The organism is Pseudomonas sp. ITEM 17296, from assembly GCF_028895205.1.
GTDB classification, from domain to species: domain Bacteria; phylum Pseudomonadota; class Gammaproteobacteria; order Pseudomonadales; family Pseudomonadaceae; genus Aquipseudomonas; species Aquipseudomonas kermanshahensis.
This window is the reverse complement of the sequence record NZ_WJRS01000015.1, coordinates 23,932-40,389: the sequence shown is the minus strand read 5'-3', so window position 1 is coordinate 40,389 and position 16,458 is coordinate 23,932. Positions and strand designations below refer to the sequence as shown.

Here is a 16,458-nt window from a genome sequence, read left to right as displayed (position 1 = left end):
GCTGCAACAGCGCTTTTAGTGCCTGAACGTCAAAACCAGACACTTCCTACAGCAATTACGAAATTTGCTTACAAATCACTTGGAACTACGCAACATCTCCACCGGCACATACTTGCCAATCTCATACTTGCCAATCGCGGCCCGATGCACTTCATCCGGCCCGTCGGCCAGGCGCAAGGTGCGCTGCATGGCGTACATATACGCCAGCGGGAAATCACCGCTCACCCCGGCGCCACCATGCATCTGGATCGCCCGGTCAATCACCTTCAAGGCCACATTCGGCGCCACTACTTTGATCTGCGCGATTTCGCTGCGGGCCACTTTGTTGCCGACCGTGTCCATCATGTAGGCCGCTTTCAGCGTCAACAGGCGGGCCATGTCGATTTCCATGCGCGAGTCGGCGATCTTGTCGACGTTGCCGCCCAGGCGGGCCAGCGGGCGGCCGAAGGCTGTGCGCTCCACGGAGCGTTTGCACATCAATTCCAGCGCCCGTTCGGCCATGCCGACCGAGCGCATGCAGTGGTGGATGCGGCCTGGGCCGAGGCGGCCCTGGGCGATTTCGAAGCCACGGCCCTCACCCAGAATCACGTTCTCGTAAGGCACCCGCACGTTCTCGAACAACACCTCGGCATGGCCATGCGGCGCGTCGTCGTAACCGAACACCGGCAGCGGCCGGACGATCTTCACGCCAGGCGTGTCGGTCGGCACCAGCACCATCGAGTGCTGCTGATGGCGCGGGCCTTCGGGGTCGGACAGGCCCATGAAAATCATGACCTTGCAGCGCGGGTCACAGGCCCCGGAGGTCCACCACTTGCGGCCATTGATCACCCACTCATCGCCATCACGCACAGCGGTGGCGGCCATGTTGGTGGCGTCCGAGGAGGCCACGTCCGGCTCGGTCATGGCGAACGCCGAGCGGATCTCCCCGCGCAGCAGGGGCTCAAGCCACTGGCGTTTCTGCGCCTCGCTGCCATAACGCACCAGCACTTCCATGTTGCCGGTGTCCGGTGCCGAGCAGTTGAACGGCTCTGGCCCGAGCAGCGAGCGGCCCATGATTTCGGCCAGCGGGGCATATTCCAGGTTGCTCAGCCCGGCGCCGTACTCCGACTCAGGCAAGAACAGGTTCCACAGCCCCTCGGCGCGGGCCTTGGCCTTGAGCTCTTCCATGATCGCGGTGGGCTGCCAGCGATCCCCCTCGGCGACCTGGCGCTCGAACACCGCCTCGGCGGGATAGACATAGGCATCCATGAACGCGGTGACGCGCTCACGCAATGCCTGGACCTTGGGCGAATAGGCGAAATCCATCGGGGCTACCTTCACGGTTCGTAGGACATGGGCCAGAGCCTAGAGCAGCACGCGCCCATCCACCTAGTCTATTTTCAGCGTGTATAAACATTCATAACCGATATATGATCGGGCAATAATTCCAACAACGAGCGGCGCACATGAACCTCAGCAAGGTCGACCTCAACCTGTTCATCGTCTTCGACGCGATCTACACCGAAGCCAACCTGACCCGCGCCGGGCAAATTGTCGGCATCACCCAACCGGCGGTGTCCAATGCCCTGTCGCGGCTGCGCGAAACCTTCAACGACCCGCTGTTCGTGCGCACCGCACAAGGCATGGTGCCCACGCCGATGGCGCAGAACATCATCGGCCCAGTGCGCAACGCCCTTGCCCTGCTGCGCACCTCGGTGCAAGAAAGCCGCATCTTCAACCCGCAACAGGCCAACAAGACCTTCCGCATCAGCATGACCGACCTGACCGAGGCGGTGATCCTGCCGCCGCTGTTCCAGCGCCTGCGCCGCCTGGCGCCTTCGGTGCTGATCGAGAGCTTCCTGTGCAAACGTCGCGAAACCACCAAGGAACTGGCAGCCGGGCGGCTGGACTTTGCCGTCGACGCCCCGCTGAACACCGACCCACAGGTACGCCACGTCAAACTGATGCAAGACCGCTATGTCTGCGCCCTGCGCCAGGGCCACCCGCTGGCCGACAGCAAACTGACCCTCGACAGCTACCTGGGCATGACCCATATCCATATTTCCAGCCGCCGCAATGGCCTCGGCTATGTCGACCTGGCCCTGGGCAAGATGGGCGTGCAACGCAAGGTGGCCTTGCGCTCCCAGCACTACCTGATGGCTTCGCAGGTGCTGCAGCAGACCGACATGGTGATGACCGTCCCCGAGCGTTTCGCCCGCCGCCATCAACTGCGCTACCAGGCATTGCCAGTGGACGTACCAGCGCTGGAAACCCACCTGTACTGGCATGAAAGCACGGATCAGGACCCCGCCAACCGCTGGATGCGCGAGCAGATCATCGAGTTGTGCGAACGGGTGGTGGCGGAGGAAGAACGCACGCTGGAACCGGCCTGACGCTGCTGTGATGGGACGGACGCCTGTCTGCTGGAGAATTTTTTTCTCCACCAGCCTAAATTAGAAGAATTATTTACCAAACAGCTGCGAATCAACCAAACAGAAGGCAAAAATTGTTGGTCAGGGGCCGGGTACGCTTACTGCAACGATCACTGAATCCCACGTGACAGACACGGACCCGCCCCATGCCCAGCGCCCCGCTCTACTTCGACTACGCCGCCACCACGCCCGTTGACGACCGCGTCATCGAAACGATGCTCGCCTGCCTTGGCCGCCAAGCCAACTTCGGTAACCCCGCATCCAGTGGCCACGCCTATGGCCAAGCAGCCCGCAATGCTGTGGAGCAGGCGCGCCAGCAGGTCGCCGAATGCGTCGGCGCCCGCGCCGATGAGCTGGTGTGGACATCAGGCGCTACCGAGTCCAACAACCTTGCGCTCAAGGGCATCGCCCAGGGCATCGGCGAGCCGGGACACCTGATCACCAGCCAGCTGGAACACAAGGCCGTGCTCGACACGGTCGCTGAACTGGAGCGCCAAGGTTGGGCCGTTACCCGCCTGGCTGTGGATGCTTCGGGCCTGATCCAGCCTGAAGCCGTGCAGGCGGCACTGCAGGCCGATACCCGCCTGGTCACGCTGATGGCGGTCAATAACGAACTGGGGACCGTGACCGATTTTGCGGCGATTGGCGAGCGTGTGCGTGCCCACGGTGCACTGTTGCATGTGGACGCCGCGCAGGCGGTGGGCAAGCTGGCCATCGACCTGGCAACAATGGCGGTAGACCTGATGTCGTTCTCGGCCCACAAAGTCTACGGCCCAAAAGGCATCGGCGCGCTCTACGTCGGGCCGCGCGCGCGCGAGCTGATGCGTGCGCAGATGCACGGTGGCGGGCATGAACACGGGCTGCGTTCGGGCACCCTGGCGACCCACCAGATTGTCGGCATGGGCAGCGCCTTTGCCTTGGCCGGCCAGCCGGGGGACAGCGAACACCAGCGCATCGAGCACCTGTCCCAGAAGCTGCGCGATGGGTTGTTGGCCTTGCCAGCGGTAAGCCTCAATGGTTGCGACACTCAGCGCATTGCGCATACCTTGAACCTGTGCATCGAGAGCCGAGGCTTCAACAGTGCAGCGTTGGCCAGTGAGTTGGCATTGTCGACCACGTCAGCGTGTAATTCGGCGAGCAATGCGCCATCGCATGTGCTGCTGGCACTGGGGCTGGATGAAAGCCGGGCACGTAACAGCGTGCGGTTGAGCATTGGGCGGTTCAGCACCGAGGCTGAAGTGGACAAGGCAATCGAGGTGTTTGCCAGGGCTGTGACAGCGGCGTCAGTGTCGTTGTGGTAAAGCTGGCGCCGACGTCCTAGGCCGATGTAGGAGCAGCCTTGCGCTGCGAAGAGGCCGGTGAAATACAGCGAATCTTGGCTGCTTTCACCGGCCTCTTCGCAGCACAAGGCTGCTCCTACAGGCTCAGCGTAAGGCGCTCAGAGAAAGGTAAACACCTTCGAAGCCGGCAACCGCGACTTGCTCAGCCCCGCATTGAAGTCAGCCTCACTCCGATAGCCCAGGCTCATAATCACCACGCTGGTGTAACCCTGCTCGCGCAGCCCCAGCTCGGCATCCAGCGCCTTGCTGTCGAAGCCCTCGATCGGCGTCGCATCCAGGCCATGTGCCGCAGCCCCAAGCAGTGCAGTGCCCAAGGCCAGGTAGGTCTGCTTTTCCATCCAGTGCTGCACATCTTTCTGGTCGAAGCGGTGCAGGTCGACGTAGTGACGACGGCTCTGGTTCTGCCCGGCGCGGGCCTGTTCATCGCGAAAACGGCCATCAGCGGCTTCCTGCGCGAGCACCGCATCCAAATGGGCCTCGGTCATCTCGGTACGGGTGCAGAACACGATCACATGGGACGCATCGAGAATCTTCGGCGTGTTGTAGGCGAAGCGCTCTTGGGTGCTCTTGGCCAACCGGGCCTTGCCTTCGGCGCTGTCAGCGACGATGAAGTGCCAAGGCTGTGAGTTGACCGACGATGGGCTGTGGCGCAGTTGCTCGAGCAACGCATCGAGGGTGGCCTGGGGAATGCGACGCGAGGCGTCATAAGCCTTGGTGGTGTAGCGGCGCTTGGCCAGGGAAACGGTATCCATGCAACAACTCCTGCAATGAAACGGGATTTGTCGCGCATCTTATCTTTCCTGCAGATAAGAAAAACCGGCAAACTACAGCAACACTTTCATCCTGCGAGTGAAAATGCTGCGCATCACCGACCTTGAACTGTTCGTACGCAGCAGCGTGCTGGGCAGCTTCACTGCCGCCGCCCATGAGGCCGAACTGCTGCCGGGCCAGGTGGCCGCCGCCATCAAACGCCTGGAGCGCGAGCTGGACGTGCGCCTGTTTGCGCGGACCACCCGCAGCCTGCGCCTGACCGCTGCGGGCGAGTTGTACTTGCCGACCGCGCAGAACGTGCTGGAAAGCCTGCGCCAGGGCCGCGAGGACCTGCACGGTAATGCCAGTACCTTGCGCGGCATCCTGCAGGTTTCAGCCCCTTCGGACATGGGCCGCAACATGCTGCTGCCCTGGTTGAGCGCCTTTCGCCGCGAGCACCCAGCGCTGCACCTGCGCTTCTTTCTGTCCGACCAGATGGCCGACCTTAATCGCGACCCGGTGGACATCGCCATCCGCTACGGCCTCAACCAAGATGCCAACTACATCGCCCTGCCCCTAGCCAACTGGAACCGCCGGGTACTGGTCGCCTCCCCCGATTACCTCGCGCGCCACGGCCGGCCACTGACGCCGGAGGCCCTGCAGGAACATGCCTGCCTGTTGTACATGCAACAGAACCGGGTCTATGACAAATGGCGGGTGGGTAACCGCACCGTGCAGGTGCGTGGGCCGCTGGTCAGCGACGACGCCGATGTGATCCGCCGCCTGGCGCTGCTGGGTGAAGGTATCGTCTACAAGTCGTGGCTGGATGTCAGCGCCGACATCGAGGCAGGCGCACTGGAGATTCTGCTGCCCGAATACCTGGGCGAGCCAACGCCGGTCACCTTGGTCTGCCCGCACCGCAAACAGCTGACGCCGGCGGTGACACAGCTGCACCTGTGGCTGCGCGAACGCTTCGAGGCCCTGCGGCCGCGGCTGCTGAACAAGGGCTGCACAATCGTTCCAGACTGAACCGCACGCGTGCGCTAAGGTAGCGTTTTACCCCCACGGCCTGCCCCCATGAGCAACTGGATCGACCTCAAACAAGACGCCGACACCGGCATCGAGTCGGTCCGCGCGCATTTTGTCGGGCATGCCTACGACCCGCACTGGCACGACAGTTTCCTGGTCGGCGTCACCGAGCAAGGTGTGCAGCAGTTCAACTGCCGGCGGGTACGCCATCGCAGCACGCCGGGCCAGGTGTTTCTACTCGAGCCCGGCGACATCCACGACGGCCTTGCACCGACCGAGGAAGGCTTCACCTACTCGACGCTGTACCTGGAGCCTGCCTGGCTGGACGATCAATTGCGGGCCTTGTTCGAACACGCACCCAGCGCCGGCCTGCCCAGCTTTGCCGATACCTTGTGCCACGATGAGCGCCTGGCCCGCGCCACCGCGCTGGCCTTTAACAGCGTGCACTACCAGGACCTGCGCATTGTCCGCCAGACCGCCATGGACGACCTGCTGGCTTGCCTGACCCGCCACCTGCACTGGCGCAAACGCGTCAACCCCGACCCGCGCCTGCCGTTGACCGCGCAGCGGGCGCGTGACTACCTGCATGCTCACCTGGACCGCGACATCGGCCTGGAAGACCTGGCCCAGGCCTGCGGCGTCGACCGTTTTCGCCTGACCCGGGCGTTCAAAGCCGCCTTCGGCCTGGCCCCGCACGCCTACCTGATCCAGTTGCGCCTGGCCCGCGCGCGGCGCCTGCTCAGCCAAGGCCAGACACCTGCTGAAGTGGCCATGGCGCTGGGCTTTGCCGACCAGAGCCACTTGGGGCGCTGGTTCCGCCGGGCGTATCGGTTGACCCCGGCCGACTACCGCAGGCGCTGCTCAAACCTTCCAGACTGACTGCAGCCAGGCAGCGAACATGGCGCTTCGAACCCTCGGAGCCTTGTGCCATGTCGCAGACGTTGTTGCCCTTCATCCTCTTCGCCCTGGTGGCCAGCATCAGCCCCGGGCCGACCAATCTGTTGATCCTGGCACATGGTGCACAGCAGGGCTTGCGGGCGAGCGTGGCGCCCATCCTGGCCGGCTGTGGCGCGGCGGCGGCCGTGGTGTTGCTGGTCGGGCTGGGGCTGGGCGAGCTGTTACTGCGCCATCCACTGGCCCAGCAGCTGATGAGCTGGGCCGGCGTGCTGTGGTTGAGTTGGCTGGCGTGGCGCATTCTGCGCAGCGCTGGGCAGCCCTTGGACATCAACGCAGACAAGCCTTTCGATGCGCTCAGCGCGGCGTCGCTGCAAGTGGTGAACCCGAAAGTGTGGATGATGGCCGTGGCCGTGATCGGGGTATTTGCCGCGCCGGCACTGCCGGTGTGGCAGTTGGCGCTGGTGTTTCTGCTGATTGCCCTGCCGTGCATGACGGCCTGGGCACTGCTGGGGGTGGGAAGTGCACGCTGGTTGCAAGCGCCTGCGCGGTTGCTGTGGTTCAACCGGGGGTTGGCGGTGGTGTTGCTGGTGTCGGCTTGGGCGACGCTGCTGGGTTGATTGTGATGTTGGCTTTGCCGGCCTCTTCGCGGGTAAGCCCGCGAAGAGGCCAGTACAGGCAAATCAGCCACCTAAGGCATCACGGAACCGCCGGGTACTGGCCGCCGCCAGCAGCAACCCGACAACCGCGACACAGCCTCCGACCAGGCCGATGTCGGCGACGTCCATCTGGCTGCTGACGATACTGCCCAGCAATGCCCCTCCACCAATACCGATGTTGTAAATGCCCGAGAACAAGGCCATGGCCACGTCCGTGGCATCGGACGCCAACTTCAGTGTCTTGGACTGCAGCGACAGGCTGAAGCTCAAAATCGCCACGCCCCAGAACATGCTCAACACAGCAAACGCATAGAAGTTGCCCGACAACGGCAACATCAACAGCAGGCAGGCCGCCAGCAGGCCAATCGAGCCCACCAGAAACCCCTGGGGGAAGCGGTCGCTGTAACGGCTGAACAGCACCGAGCCGAATACGCCGGCGCCACCAAACAACAGCAGCAGCAACGTGGTGCGCTCACCGCTGATCTGCGCCACATGCAGGGCAAACGGTTCGATGTAGCTGTAAGCGGTGAACTGCGCAGTGATCACCAGCGTCACCAACAGGTAGGTAATCACCAGGGCCGGGCGCTTGAACAGGATCGGCAAACTGCGCAGCGAACCGGAGTTCTGGCTGGGCAGCAGCGGCAACGACTTCATCAAGCACAGCATGGTGGCCAATGCCACCCCGGCAATGCTGAGGAACGTCACGCGCCAGCCCAGGGCCTCACCCACCACACGGCCCAGCGGGATACCCAACACCATCGCCAGGGTAGTACCGGTAGCCAGCAGGCCGAGGGCCTTGGCCTGCTGGCCAGGCGGCGCCACACGCACGGCCAGAGACGCGGTAATCGCCCAGAACACAGCGTGGGCCAGGGCGATGCCGATGCGGCTCACCAGCAGCATGGCAAAGCTCTGCGACAGCCACGACAACAGGTGGCTGACGATGAACACCAGAAATACGAACAGCAGCAGGCGCCGGCGCTCGATGTTGCGGGTCAGCAGCATCATCGGCAGCGACGCCAGGGCCACGACCCAGGCATAGATGGTCAGCATCAGGCCGACCTGGGCAGTGCTCATGTCGAAGCTGCGGCCAATGTCGCTGAGCAACGCCACCGGGACAAACTCGGTGGTGTTGAAGATGAAGGCCGCGAGGGCCAGGGCGATCACGCTCAGCCAGCTGCCGTTACCGGTGGTCGGCGGCACATCGGTGGGTAAGGGTCCGTTCATGGGTGAGGTTCTATTCTCCGCAGGCATGGCGAAAAGACGCGCGTCAGGGGCCAAGTATCGGCCGCGCTGAGGCACGGGTTTGTTATTGGAAGGAATGCCGGCATGGTACGCGTCAATACCGGGCCTCACAACCAGCGGCACATTGCGAGTAACATGCCCGCTTAATGTGAATTGCAAGCGGAACAAGGAGCCCGATCCGCCCATGGACAAGCAACAACCCCAGCAGCAGTGGCAGCAGGCGGTCACCACCTACGCCCAGGCCATCAACCGCTACGTCGCGCAAGGCTGCGCACAGGGCTGGGACAACCTCGAAGAACCACAGCCTGCGGCCACCGAGCACCTGCTCGACGCCTGGCAGGCCGCCTTGGAAGCGATCAACCGGCCGGGTGTGGACGAACAGCAACGCCAAGCCTTCCGCGCCGCCTGGCCGCCCGCCCACCTGCCGCTGGTGCCGCTGCTCGATGCGCATGGGCAAGGCATCTGCAGCGTCCTGCTGCTGGACGACGGCAGCCTGCTCGCGCGCATTGGCATGCCCTATGAAAAGGGCCAGGTGGTGCGCATCGATCAACAAGGCGTGACGCCCGTCATCGGTATCGAGCACTTCGGGCGCTGCCCGCAGCGCCGCTACTTTGCCCTGGCCAACGCCGAGGGCGTGCGCGTGACTGATGGCTGGGGCGGCCCGCAGGTCGCTCGCCTGGCCTGGCCTAGCGGGCTCGAAGGCCTGCCAGCGGGTTACCCGTTCGAGCCGCTCGACCTGCCACCCACACCCACCAGCCTGGTGCCCTTCGCCGATGGCCAGCGGGTGCTGCTGGTGAGCGCCGAGGGGATTTACCTGCTGGCCGCCGAAGGTGCCACCCGGCTGCTGCCACGCCAATCGCAGATACTCGAGGAACTGGCCGAAGGCACCGACCCGGACGATATTGCCCTGGGCCTGGCCATGGAGCACGGTGCAGTGTCGCCGGACGGGCGCCTGATCGTGATGGGTGAACAATGCAGCCGCCACCTGGTGCTGAATGACCAGTTGGAGGAAGTGGCGCAGATCGGCCCCGGCGGCGAATACCCGCACTTCGCCCTGTTCAACCGCAGCGGCGACCAGTTGATCGTCAATGCCTGCCACTTCTACAACGGCGGCACACTGGGGGTACGCGTGGCAGACCTTGCGGGCCTGGACACCGACTACTACAGCGAAGACCCACGCACCCCACTGCTGCAAGACGGGGCGCGGGTGTATGCCGGGGTCGCAGGCGATGGCGAGTACATCGTCGGCGATGCCTACGGCTACCTGCGGGCCTTTGGCGAAGAGGGCACGGAACATTGGCAGCACTTCCTGGGGTCGACCATCAGCGCCATGGACATCAGTGCCGATGGACGCACGCTGGTTGCGGCGAGCCATGCCGGGTTCATCTCGGTGATTGCGCTGGGCAGTGGACGGCCTGAGTGGCAGATCGGTACCGGCGAGCATGGTGAAGTGCGGCGCTGGTTGTTCTGGAAGGGTTGGGACAAGGCGCTGGTCTGGTAGATCTGCACTGGCTTCTTCGCGGGCAAGTCGGCCCGCGAAGAGGCCAGTACAGTCGACTACTCGATCAGCCCTGAAGCGTGGCCATGTCGATCACAAAGCGGTACTTCACATCCCCAGCAATCATCCGCTCGTAAGCCTGGTTGATATTACGAATATCGAGCATCTCGATATCGCAACGGATATCGTGCTCCGCACAGAAATCCAGCACTTCCTGAGTCTCGGCGATGCCGCCGATCAGCGAGCCGGCCAGTACCCGACGCTTGAGCACCAGGTTGGCCGCGTGCAGCGCCGGTTCAATCGGTTCGATCAGGCCGACCAGAATATGCACACCATCGAAGGTGAGGGTTTCCAAGTACGGATTGAGGTCGTGCTGCACCGGAATGGTGTCGAGCAGGAAGTCGAAGCGACCTGCCGCGGCGCGCATCTGCTCGTCATCGGTGGACACGATCACATGGTCGGCACCCTGGCGGCGCGCTTCCTCGGCCTTGGCTGGCGAACGGGTGAACAAGGTCACTTCCGCGCCCAGCGCCTTGGCCAGTTTGATACCCATGTGGCCCAGGCCGCCCATGCCCAGGATGCCTACCTTGTGGCCAGGGCCAACGCCGTGGTGCTTGAGCGGCGAATAGGTGGTGATACCGGCGCACAATATCGGCGCGGCGCTGGGCAGGTCAATGCCGGCAGGGATACGCACCACAAAGTGCTCGCTGACGACGATGCTGCTGGAATAGCCACCCATGGTGTTGCTGCCATCGACCCGGTCAGGGGTGGCGTAGGTCATGGTCGGGCCTTCCACGCAGTATTGCTCCAGGTCCTTGGCGCACGCCTCACAGTGGCGGCAGGAATCGACCATGCAGCCGACGCCTACCAGGTCACCGACCTTGTGCGCGGACACCTTGTCGCCCACCGCGGTGACCCGGCCAATGATCTCGTGGCCCGGCATCAACGGGTACACGGCGATGCCCCATTCGTTGCGCGCCTGGTGGATGTCGGAGTGGCACACGCCGCAGTAGAGAATCTCGATGGCAACATCGTCCGGGCGCGGGCTGCGGCGTTCGAAGGTCATGGGAGCCAGAGGGCTGGTCGGGGTTTGGGCGGCATAACCGATGGCGGTGTACATGCGGGACCTCGCAGAGAAGTGAAACGATTCAGGCGGCGCATTTTGCGCGCCCTGCCTCCCCTCGCCCACCGCAGATTCTCCGGCATGCATGCCTGATTCTCCGGAGTTACCCGCAAGCATCTGACGCTAGACCTTCAATCTGCGATGATGCAACTGTCTGATTCTCTGCCCAGGTTCACCATGCAGCTCACCCGCCATGTCGACGCCAACGCCCCCCTCTGCGCGCTGATCCGCCGCCTCGCCACGCGCCCGGGTTTCGTGCCCACTCACCTGCCCCAGGTGCAAGTGCTGAGCTGGGACCACTATGTCGCCAGCAGCCCGCAAATCTACGAGCCAAGCCTGATGATCCTGGCCCAGGGCAGCAAACTCGCGCGGCTGGGGCCGCGCACCCTGGAGTACGGTGCGGGCCACTACTTGGTCCAGGCGTTGTCGGTGCCGTTCATGTGCGAAACCTTCGCCACCCGCGAGGCGCCGCTGTTGGGCGTGGCAGTGGACATTGACCGCAGCGTGCTGGGTGAACTGGTACAAAGCATGGACCTGGCACCGGATGCCGCCGTCCAGGCCCAGACCCCGCAGTCCATGACGTCTGCAGCGCTGGATGCGCCCATGCGCGAAAGCGTCGAACGGCTGCTGAGCTGCCTGCAAGACCCGCTGGATGCCAAGGTGCTCGGCCCGGCGCGGGTGCGCGAAGTGCTCTATACCGCGCTACGCGGCCCGCAAGCCGGCGTGTTGCGGGCGTTGGTCGAACAGCAGGGGCATTTCGCCCGCATCGGCGCCGCCCTCGCCCACCTGCGCGAACACTACACCGAGCCCTTGAGCGTCGAAGCGCTGGCGGCACGCGCCAACATGAGCGTGTCGACCTTCCATGAGCATTTCAAACGCTGCACCGACATGGCACCGATGCAATACCTCAAGCGCCTGCGGCTGCTCAAGGCGCAGCAGATGCTGATCGGCGAAGGCCTGGGAGTGGCGCAGACAGCGCACCGGGTGGGTTACCAGAGCACGTCGCAGTTCAGCCGCGAGTACAAACGCCAGTTTGACCGTAGCCCGGGGGATGAAGTGGCGTACCAGAGTTTGCCGGTTTGATGGTTGGATGTGGGGCGTGCGTGAGGTTTACAGGTGGATGGCTGGGGGTCTGTGGTGGCTGCATCCGAGCGCCGCCCGCGCGGCGCTTCGCAGCACAAGGCTGCTCCCACAGTTGTTTCGGGCCAATTATTCCTGGGGCATGGGCGCGCGGCCCCTTGGTGCCCACCTTGATATCGCGTCGGACCAACAAGGCGGTCGCGCGCGCAGGCACAGGCGTTACTGGCCCGAAACAACTGTAGGAGCAGCCTTGTGCTGCGAAGCGCCGCGCGGGCGGCGCTCGATTTGTGCCACACCCCCAAACTTGAGCCATGCACCCAACATCACCCACCCAACATCTCACCCCCCATTGCTACCCACCAACCGACCCAGCTAATATTGAGAACGATTCACACTCACAACTGGATACCAGGCGTTGGACAGCACATCGACCCGCAAGCTGGGCTTCTTCTTCAGCGACCATCACCGCTGGCTGCTCCAACATGTCTTTAAACGCCTGCGTAATCGCGCCGATGCCGAGGACACGGCAGCCGAGGCGTTCTGCCAGATGCTGGGCGCACGTGTCGATCCGGACAGCATCGAGCAACCGCGTGCCTACCTCTCGACCATCGCCCGTCGGCTGATCTTCGATCGGTACCGCCGTCGCCAACTCGAGCAGGCGTACCTCGAGCGCTTGGCGCTGCTGCCTGAACCGGTCGCGCCTTCTGCCGAAGAGCAACTGCTGCTGATCGAGGCACTGGTGACCATCGACAAGGTGCTGGACGGCTTGCCCGCCATGGTCAAGGCTGCCTTCCTCTACAGCCAGCTCGACGGCATGAGCTACGTCGACATCGCCGCCCGCTTGCAGATCAGCGAACGCACCGTCAGCCGCCACATGAAGCAGGCCCTGCGCCAGTGCTACCTGTGCGAGGTGCACGCATGAGCGCAACACGCCTGGACCCGATCAGCGAGCAAGCCATCGACTGGATGGTCGCACTCAAGGCCGGCACGCCTGACCAGGCGCTGCTGCAACGCCTGGCGCACTGGCTGCGCCAGGACCCCGCACACCAACGCGCCTGGGACCGCTTGCAACAACGCCTGGGCAGCCCGTTTGCGGCGCTGCACGCGCTGGACCAACGTGCCCCAGGGCAAGCCGCCGAAGCCCGCCAACTGCTGCTCACGCCCACCCACTCTCGCCGCGAAGTGCTGGGCGCGCTGGCAGGCATGGGTGTCGTCGCAGGCGCCTTGTGGAGCGGTTGGCGCAGCGACAGCGCGCAAAACTGGCTGGCTGACCTGCACACCGCCAGCGGCGAGCGGCGCAGTTTTACCCTGGCAGACGGCAGCCACCTGAGCCTCAACAGCGCCAGTGCCGTCGACCTGCAGTTCGATGCCAGCCAACGCCTGCTGATACTGCGCCGTGGCGAAATGGTGATTCAGGTTGCGGCCGACCCTCAGCGGCCCCTGCGCGTGCGCACGCCCCAAGGACAAGTGCAGGCGCTGGGCACCCGCTTTCTGGTAAGCCAAGAGCAAGCCGCTACCCGTGTCGTGGTGCTGGAGCACAGCGTGCGCGCCAGCCTGCGCGATGGCCGCTGGCAAGACGTGCAACAGGGGCAGGCAGCCCTGCTGCGCAGCGATGGCATCCAGCAACTGGGCGGCGAGCAGCAACAACGCAGCGCCTGGCTGTATGGGCGCCTGGAAGTGCTCGACGAACCCCTGCACGCGGTCATCGATGCCCTGCGCCCCTACCAGCGCGGCTACATACGGCTGGCCCCGGCGGTGCGCGGGATGCGCGTGCAAGGCGTGTTCCCGCTCGACCAGCCGCAGGAGGCGCTGGCTGCCCTGGCGGAAGCCCTGCCGATCAAGGTCGAACCGTTCGGCCCCTGGGTAACGTTGATCGGCCCCAGCCAAGGCTAATGAAAATATTTGTGAAAATCATTCGCGGGCGTGTCCGGTTTTCGTTTCTCGTCCCACCTATCTCCTGACAAGTCACTTCATTCGGGAGAATTCTGTGCTCAACCTCTGGCCCCGCGCCTTGCCCCTCGTCGTTGCCCTGAGCAGCCTCAATGCCCATGCCCAGGTGCAGACCCTGGCGTTCGACCTGCCGCCTGCCAGCCTGGCCACCACCCTTAACCGGATTGCCAGCCAGAGCGGCTACATCATCGCGCTCGAACCCCAGCTGGTACGCGGCAAGCAGGCGCCGGCAATCGTCGGCCAGATGAGTGCCGAGCAAGCCATGCAAACCGCGCTGGTCGGCAGCGGCCTGCAATTGCGGCTCACCAGCAGCGGCCACTTCAGCGTCGCCCCGGCAACCCCAGAGAGCGACGTGCTGGAGCTTGGCAGCACCAGCATCACCGACAATTACCTGGATGCCACCAGCGAAGGCAGCGGCTCGTACGCCGCCCGCGCGGTGACCCTTGGCAAAGGCACGCACACCCTCAAGGAAATCCCTCAATCGGTGACGGTGATTACCCGTAAACAGCTGGATGACCAAGGCATCACCGACCTGCAGGAGGCGCTCAACCACACCACCGGGATCGTCGGCGCGCAAGGCATCGGCCCTGGCGTGGTGGTAACATCGCGCGGGTTCCAGATCGACGACTGGCAGTACGACGGCGTGCCTATCCCGCGTAACAACTATTCGCTGGGCAACTGGGCGACCCAGGACCTGGTGTTCTTCGACCGCATCGAGGTCCTGCGCGGCGCCTCGGGCTTGCTGCAAGGCACCGGCAGCCCCGGCGGCGCGATCAACCTGGTGCGCAAACGCGGCCAGGCCACGCCGACCGTCACCGTCACCGGCAAGGCTGGCTCCTGGGACCACTACGGCCTGCAACTGGACGCTGGCGGCCCGCTGACCGCCGACGGTCGTGTGCGCGGCCGGATGGTGGCCGACGAGGATCAGAGCGACAGCTTCATCGACTACCAATGGAGCAAGTCCCACTCCCTGTATGGCGCGCTGGACATTGACCTGAACGACGCCACCACCGTAGGTGCCGGCATCAGCTACAACCGCCAGCAGTCGCGGCCAATGCTGCGTGGCATCCCCCGCTACACCGACGGCAAGCCGGTCGACCTGCCCCGCTCGACCTTCACCGGCGCCCGTTGGAACCGTGCCGAAACCGACGTGACCACCTATTACGCGGACCTCGAACACCGCTTCAACGACGACTGGGCGTTCAAGGCCGCCGCCGTGCGCATGGACGAAGTCAACACTTCCACGCACCAGCGCGTGCAGTCCACCGGCCAGGGCGTAGCGCCAGACGGCAGCGGCATCACCTATGCCGACTGGCTCACCGACTTCCACAACACCAAGCTGGGCCTGGACATGAACGTGGTGGGCCACTTCAACACCGGGCCGCTGGCCCATGAAATCACCGTCGGCGGCAACTACTCCAAGCTGACGTCGGACGACGCCTATTGGCGCAACTTCGCCGCGTCTGGCGACACCCTCTTCGACATCGACCACAACCGCCCCGAGCCTAGCCGTGACAGTGTGTTCGACGGCAAGCTCGCGCGCTCCAACAAGGCCAGTTATGACATCCGCCAAAAAGGCCTTTACGGCGTGTGGCGAGTCAAGCCGACCGATGACCTGACCCTGATCCTCGGCTCGCGGGTCAGCTGGTTCGACTACAGCTGGGACTCGATCGACTTCAACAGCCGCACCGACCCCGGCAGCCGCACCCCCACCAGCCGCATGACCGAGTCGGGCGAAGTCACCCCGTATGCCGGCTTCGTCTACGACCTGACCCGCGAGTGGGCCTGGTACGCCAGCTACACCGACGTGTTCGTGCCGCAGACCGAGCGGGCCGTCAACAACGTGCCACTCAAGCCTGTAATCGGCAGCAACTACGAAACGGGCCTTAAGGGCGAATTGCTGGACGGCCGGGTCAATGCCTCGCTGGCGGTGTTCCGCTACGACCAGGAAAACCGTGCGGTGACCGACGTGGCTTCGGGCTTTGCCTGTGATGACTGGTACTGCTCCACTGCGGCGGGCAAGGTGCGTAGCCAGGGCATCGAGGCCGAGATCAGCGGCGAAGTGCTCAGCGGCCTGCAGCTGTTTGCCGGCTACACCTACAACACCACCAAGTTCCTCGACGACCCGGACGAAGAAGGCCGCGTGTTCAGCCAGTGGACGCCCAAGCACATGTTGCGTGCCTGGGCCGACTACACCCTGCCACTGGACGGCCAACGCTGGAGCACCGGCCTGGGCTTCACCAGCCAAAGCCACACCTTGGGCTACGAACGCACCTACACCGTGCCTGGCTACACCGTGTGGAGCGGGCGCCTGGCCTATCAGCTGACGCCGGAAGTGAACCTTGCAGTCAACGCCAACAACCTGTTCGACAAGAAGTACTGGGTTGCCGGCTTCAACCAGCTCAATGGCAGCAACAACTACGGCGAACCCCGCAACTTCATGTTGACGGTCAAGTACACGCCTGAGTTTTAAAACGCAGCA

14 protein-coding genes are annotated in these 16,458 nt (G+C 64.1%); 10 read left to right on the top strand and 4 right to left on the bottom strand.

Annotated elements, in window-relative coordinates:
• Positions 1-75 precede the first annotated feature (75 nt).
• The gene (locus GIB19_RS17325; protein ID WP_027593815.1) at positions 76-1,305 is read right to left on the bottom strand and encodes an acyl-CoA dehydrogenase; all 1,230 of its coding nucleotides are present in this window, start codon (positions 1,303-1,305) and stop codon (positions 76-78) included.
• Positions 1,306-1,445: 140 nt separating this feature from the next.
• On the opposite strand from GIB19_RS17325, the gene GIB19_RS17320 reads away from it, so the two are divergent.
• Both GIB19_RS17320 and GIB19_RS17315 read left to right on the top strand, forming a co-directional pair.
• Positions 1,446-2,372: a LysR family transcriptional regulator gene (locus GIB19_RS17320; protein ID WP_085273280.1), complete on the top strand. Its 927-nt coding sequence runs from the start codon at positions 1,446-1,448 to the stop codon at positions 2,370-2,372.
• Positions 2,373-2,557: 185 nt separating this feature from the next.
• Complete coding sequence (locus GIB19_RS17315) at positions 2,558-3,712, top strand: cysteine desulfurase family protein (RefSeq protein ID WP_274887315.1); 1,155 nt, start codon at positions 2,558-2,560, stop codon at positions 3,710-3,712.
• A 137-nt stretch (positions 3,713-3,849) separates the two neighbouring features.
• On the opposite strand, the gene nfsB is transcribed toward GIB19_RS17315, so the two are convergent.
• A complete protein-coding gene (gene nfsB / locus GIB19_RS17310; RefSeq protein ID WP_099429856.1) occupies positions 3,850-4,503 on the bottom strand; it encodes an oxygen-insensitive NAD(P)H nitroreductase in 654 nt (217 codons plus the stop codon).
• A 103-nt stretch (positions 4,504-4,606) separates the two neighbouring features.
• Between nfsB and GIB19_RS17305 the strand changes: the two genes are divergently transcribed.
• From GIB19_RS17305 to GIB19_RS17295, 3 genes are read left to right on the top strand one after another with little or no spacing between them, the layout of a single operon-like run.
• Entirely contained in the window at positions 4,607-5,530 is a 924-nt protein-coding gene (locus tag GIB19_RS17305; RefSeq protein ID WP_274887314.1) for a LysR family transcriptional regulator, read from the top strand.
• Positions 5,531-5,578: 48 nt separating this feature from the next.
• Positions 5,579-6,409, top strand: a complete 831-nt coding sequence (locus GIB19_RS17300) for an AraC family transcriptional regulator (protein ID WP_099429858.1) — start codon at positions 5,579-5,581, stop codon at positions 6,407-6,409.
• A gap of 50 nt (positions 6,410-6,459) precedes the next feature.
• On the top strand, positions 6,460-7,044 hold the full coding sequence (locus tag GIB19_RS17295; protein WP_274887313.1) for a LysE family translocator: 585 nt from the start codon (positions 6,460-6,462) through the stop codon (positions 7,042-7,044).
• A gap of 63 nt (positions 7,045-7,107) precedes the next feature.
• Here GIB19_RS17295 and GIB19_RS17290 read toward each other — a convergent pair whose 3' ends face one another.
• Entirely contained in the window at positions 7,108-8,307 is a 1,200-nt protein-coding gene (locus GIB19_RS17290) for a sugar transporter (RefSeq protein ID WP_027593822.1), read from the bottom strand.
• 202 nt (positions 8,308-8,509) lie between these two features.
• On the opposite strand from GIB19_RS17290, the gene GIB19_RS17285 reads away from it, so the two are divergent.
• Positions 8,510-9,826, top strand: coding sequence for a hypothetical protein (locus GIB19_RS17285; RefSeq protein ID WP_274887312.1), 1,317 nt, complete (start codon positions 8,510-8,512; stop codon positions 9,824-9,826).
• 64 nt (positions 9,827-9,890) lie between these two features.
• Here GIB19_RS17285 and calA read toward each other — a convergent pair whose 3' ends face one another.
• On the bottom strand, positions 9,891-10,943 hold the full coding sequence (calA, locus tag GIB19_RS17280) for a vanillin reductase (protein WP_274887311.1): 1,053 nt from the start codon (positions 10,941-10,943) through the stop codon (positions 9,891-9,893).
• Between the two features lie 180 nt (positions 10,944-11,123).
• On the opposite strand from calA, the gene GIB19_RS17275 reads away from it, so the two are divergent.
• The 4 genes from GIB19_RS17275 to GIB19_RS17260 all read left to right on the top strand — a co-directional run bounded on the left by GIB19_RS17275 (position 11,124) and on the right by GIB19_RS17260 (position 16,449).
• On the top strand, positions 11,124-12,029 hold the full coding sequence (locus GIB19_RS17275) for an AraC family transcriptional regulator (RefSeq protein WP_085273275.1): 906 nt from the start codon (positions 11,124-11,126) through the stop codon (positions 12,027-12,029).
• Positions 12,030-12,441: 412 nt separating this feature from the next.
• Positions 12,442-12,948: a sigma-70 family RNA polymerase sigma factor gene (locus GIB19_RS17270; protein WP_274887310.1), complete on the top strand. Its 507-nt coding sequence runs from the start codon at positions 12,442-12,444 to the stop codon at positions 12,946-12,948.
• Positions 12,945-13,919, top strand: a complete 975-nt coding sequence (locus GIB19_RS17265; protein WP_274887309.1) for a FecR domain-containing protein — start codon at positions 12,945-12,947, stop codon at positions 13,917-13,919. The genes GIB19_RS17270 and GIB19_RS17265 overlap by 4 nt, the downstream gene beginning before the upstream one ends.
• Before the next feature lie 94 nt (positions 13,920-14,013).
• Positions 14,014-16,449, top strand: a complete 2,436-nt coding sequence (locus GIB19_RS17260) for a TonB-dependent siderophore receptor (RefSeq protein ID WP_265967445.1) — start codon at positions 14,014-14,016, stop codon at positions 16,447-16,449.
• Positions 16,450-16,458: the final 9 nt, after the last annotated feature.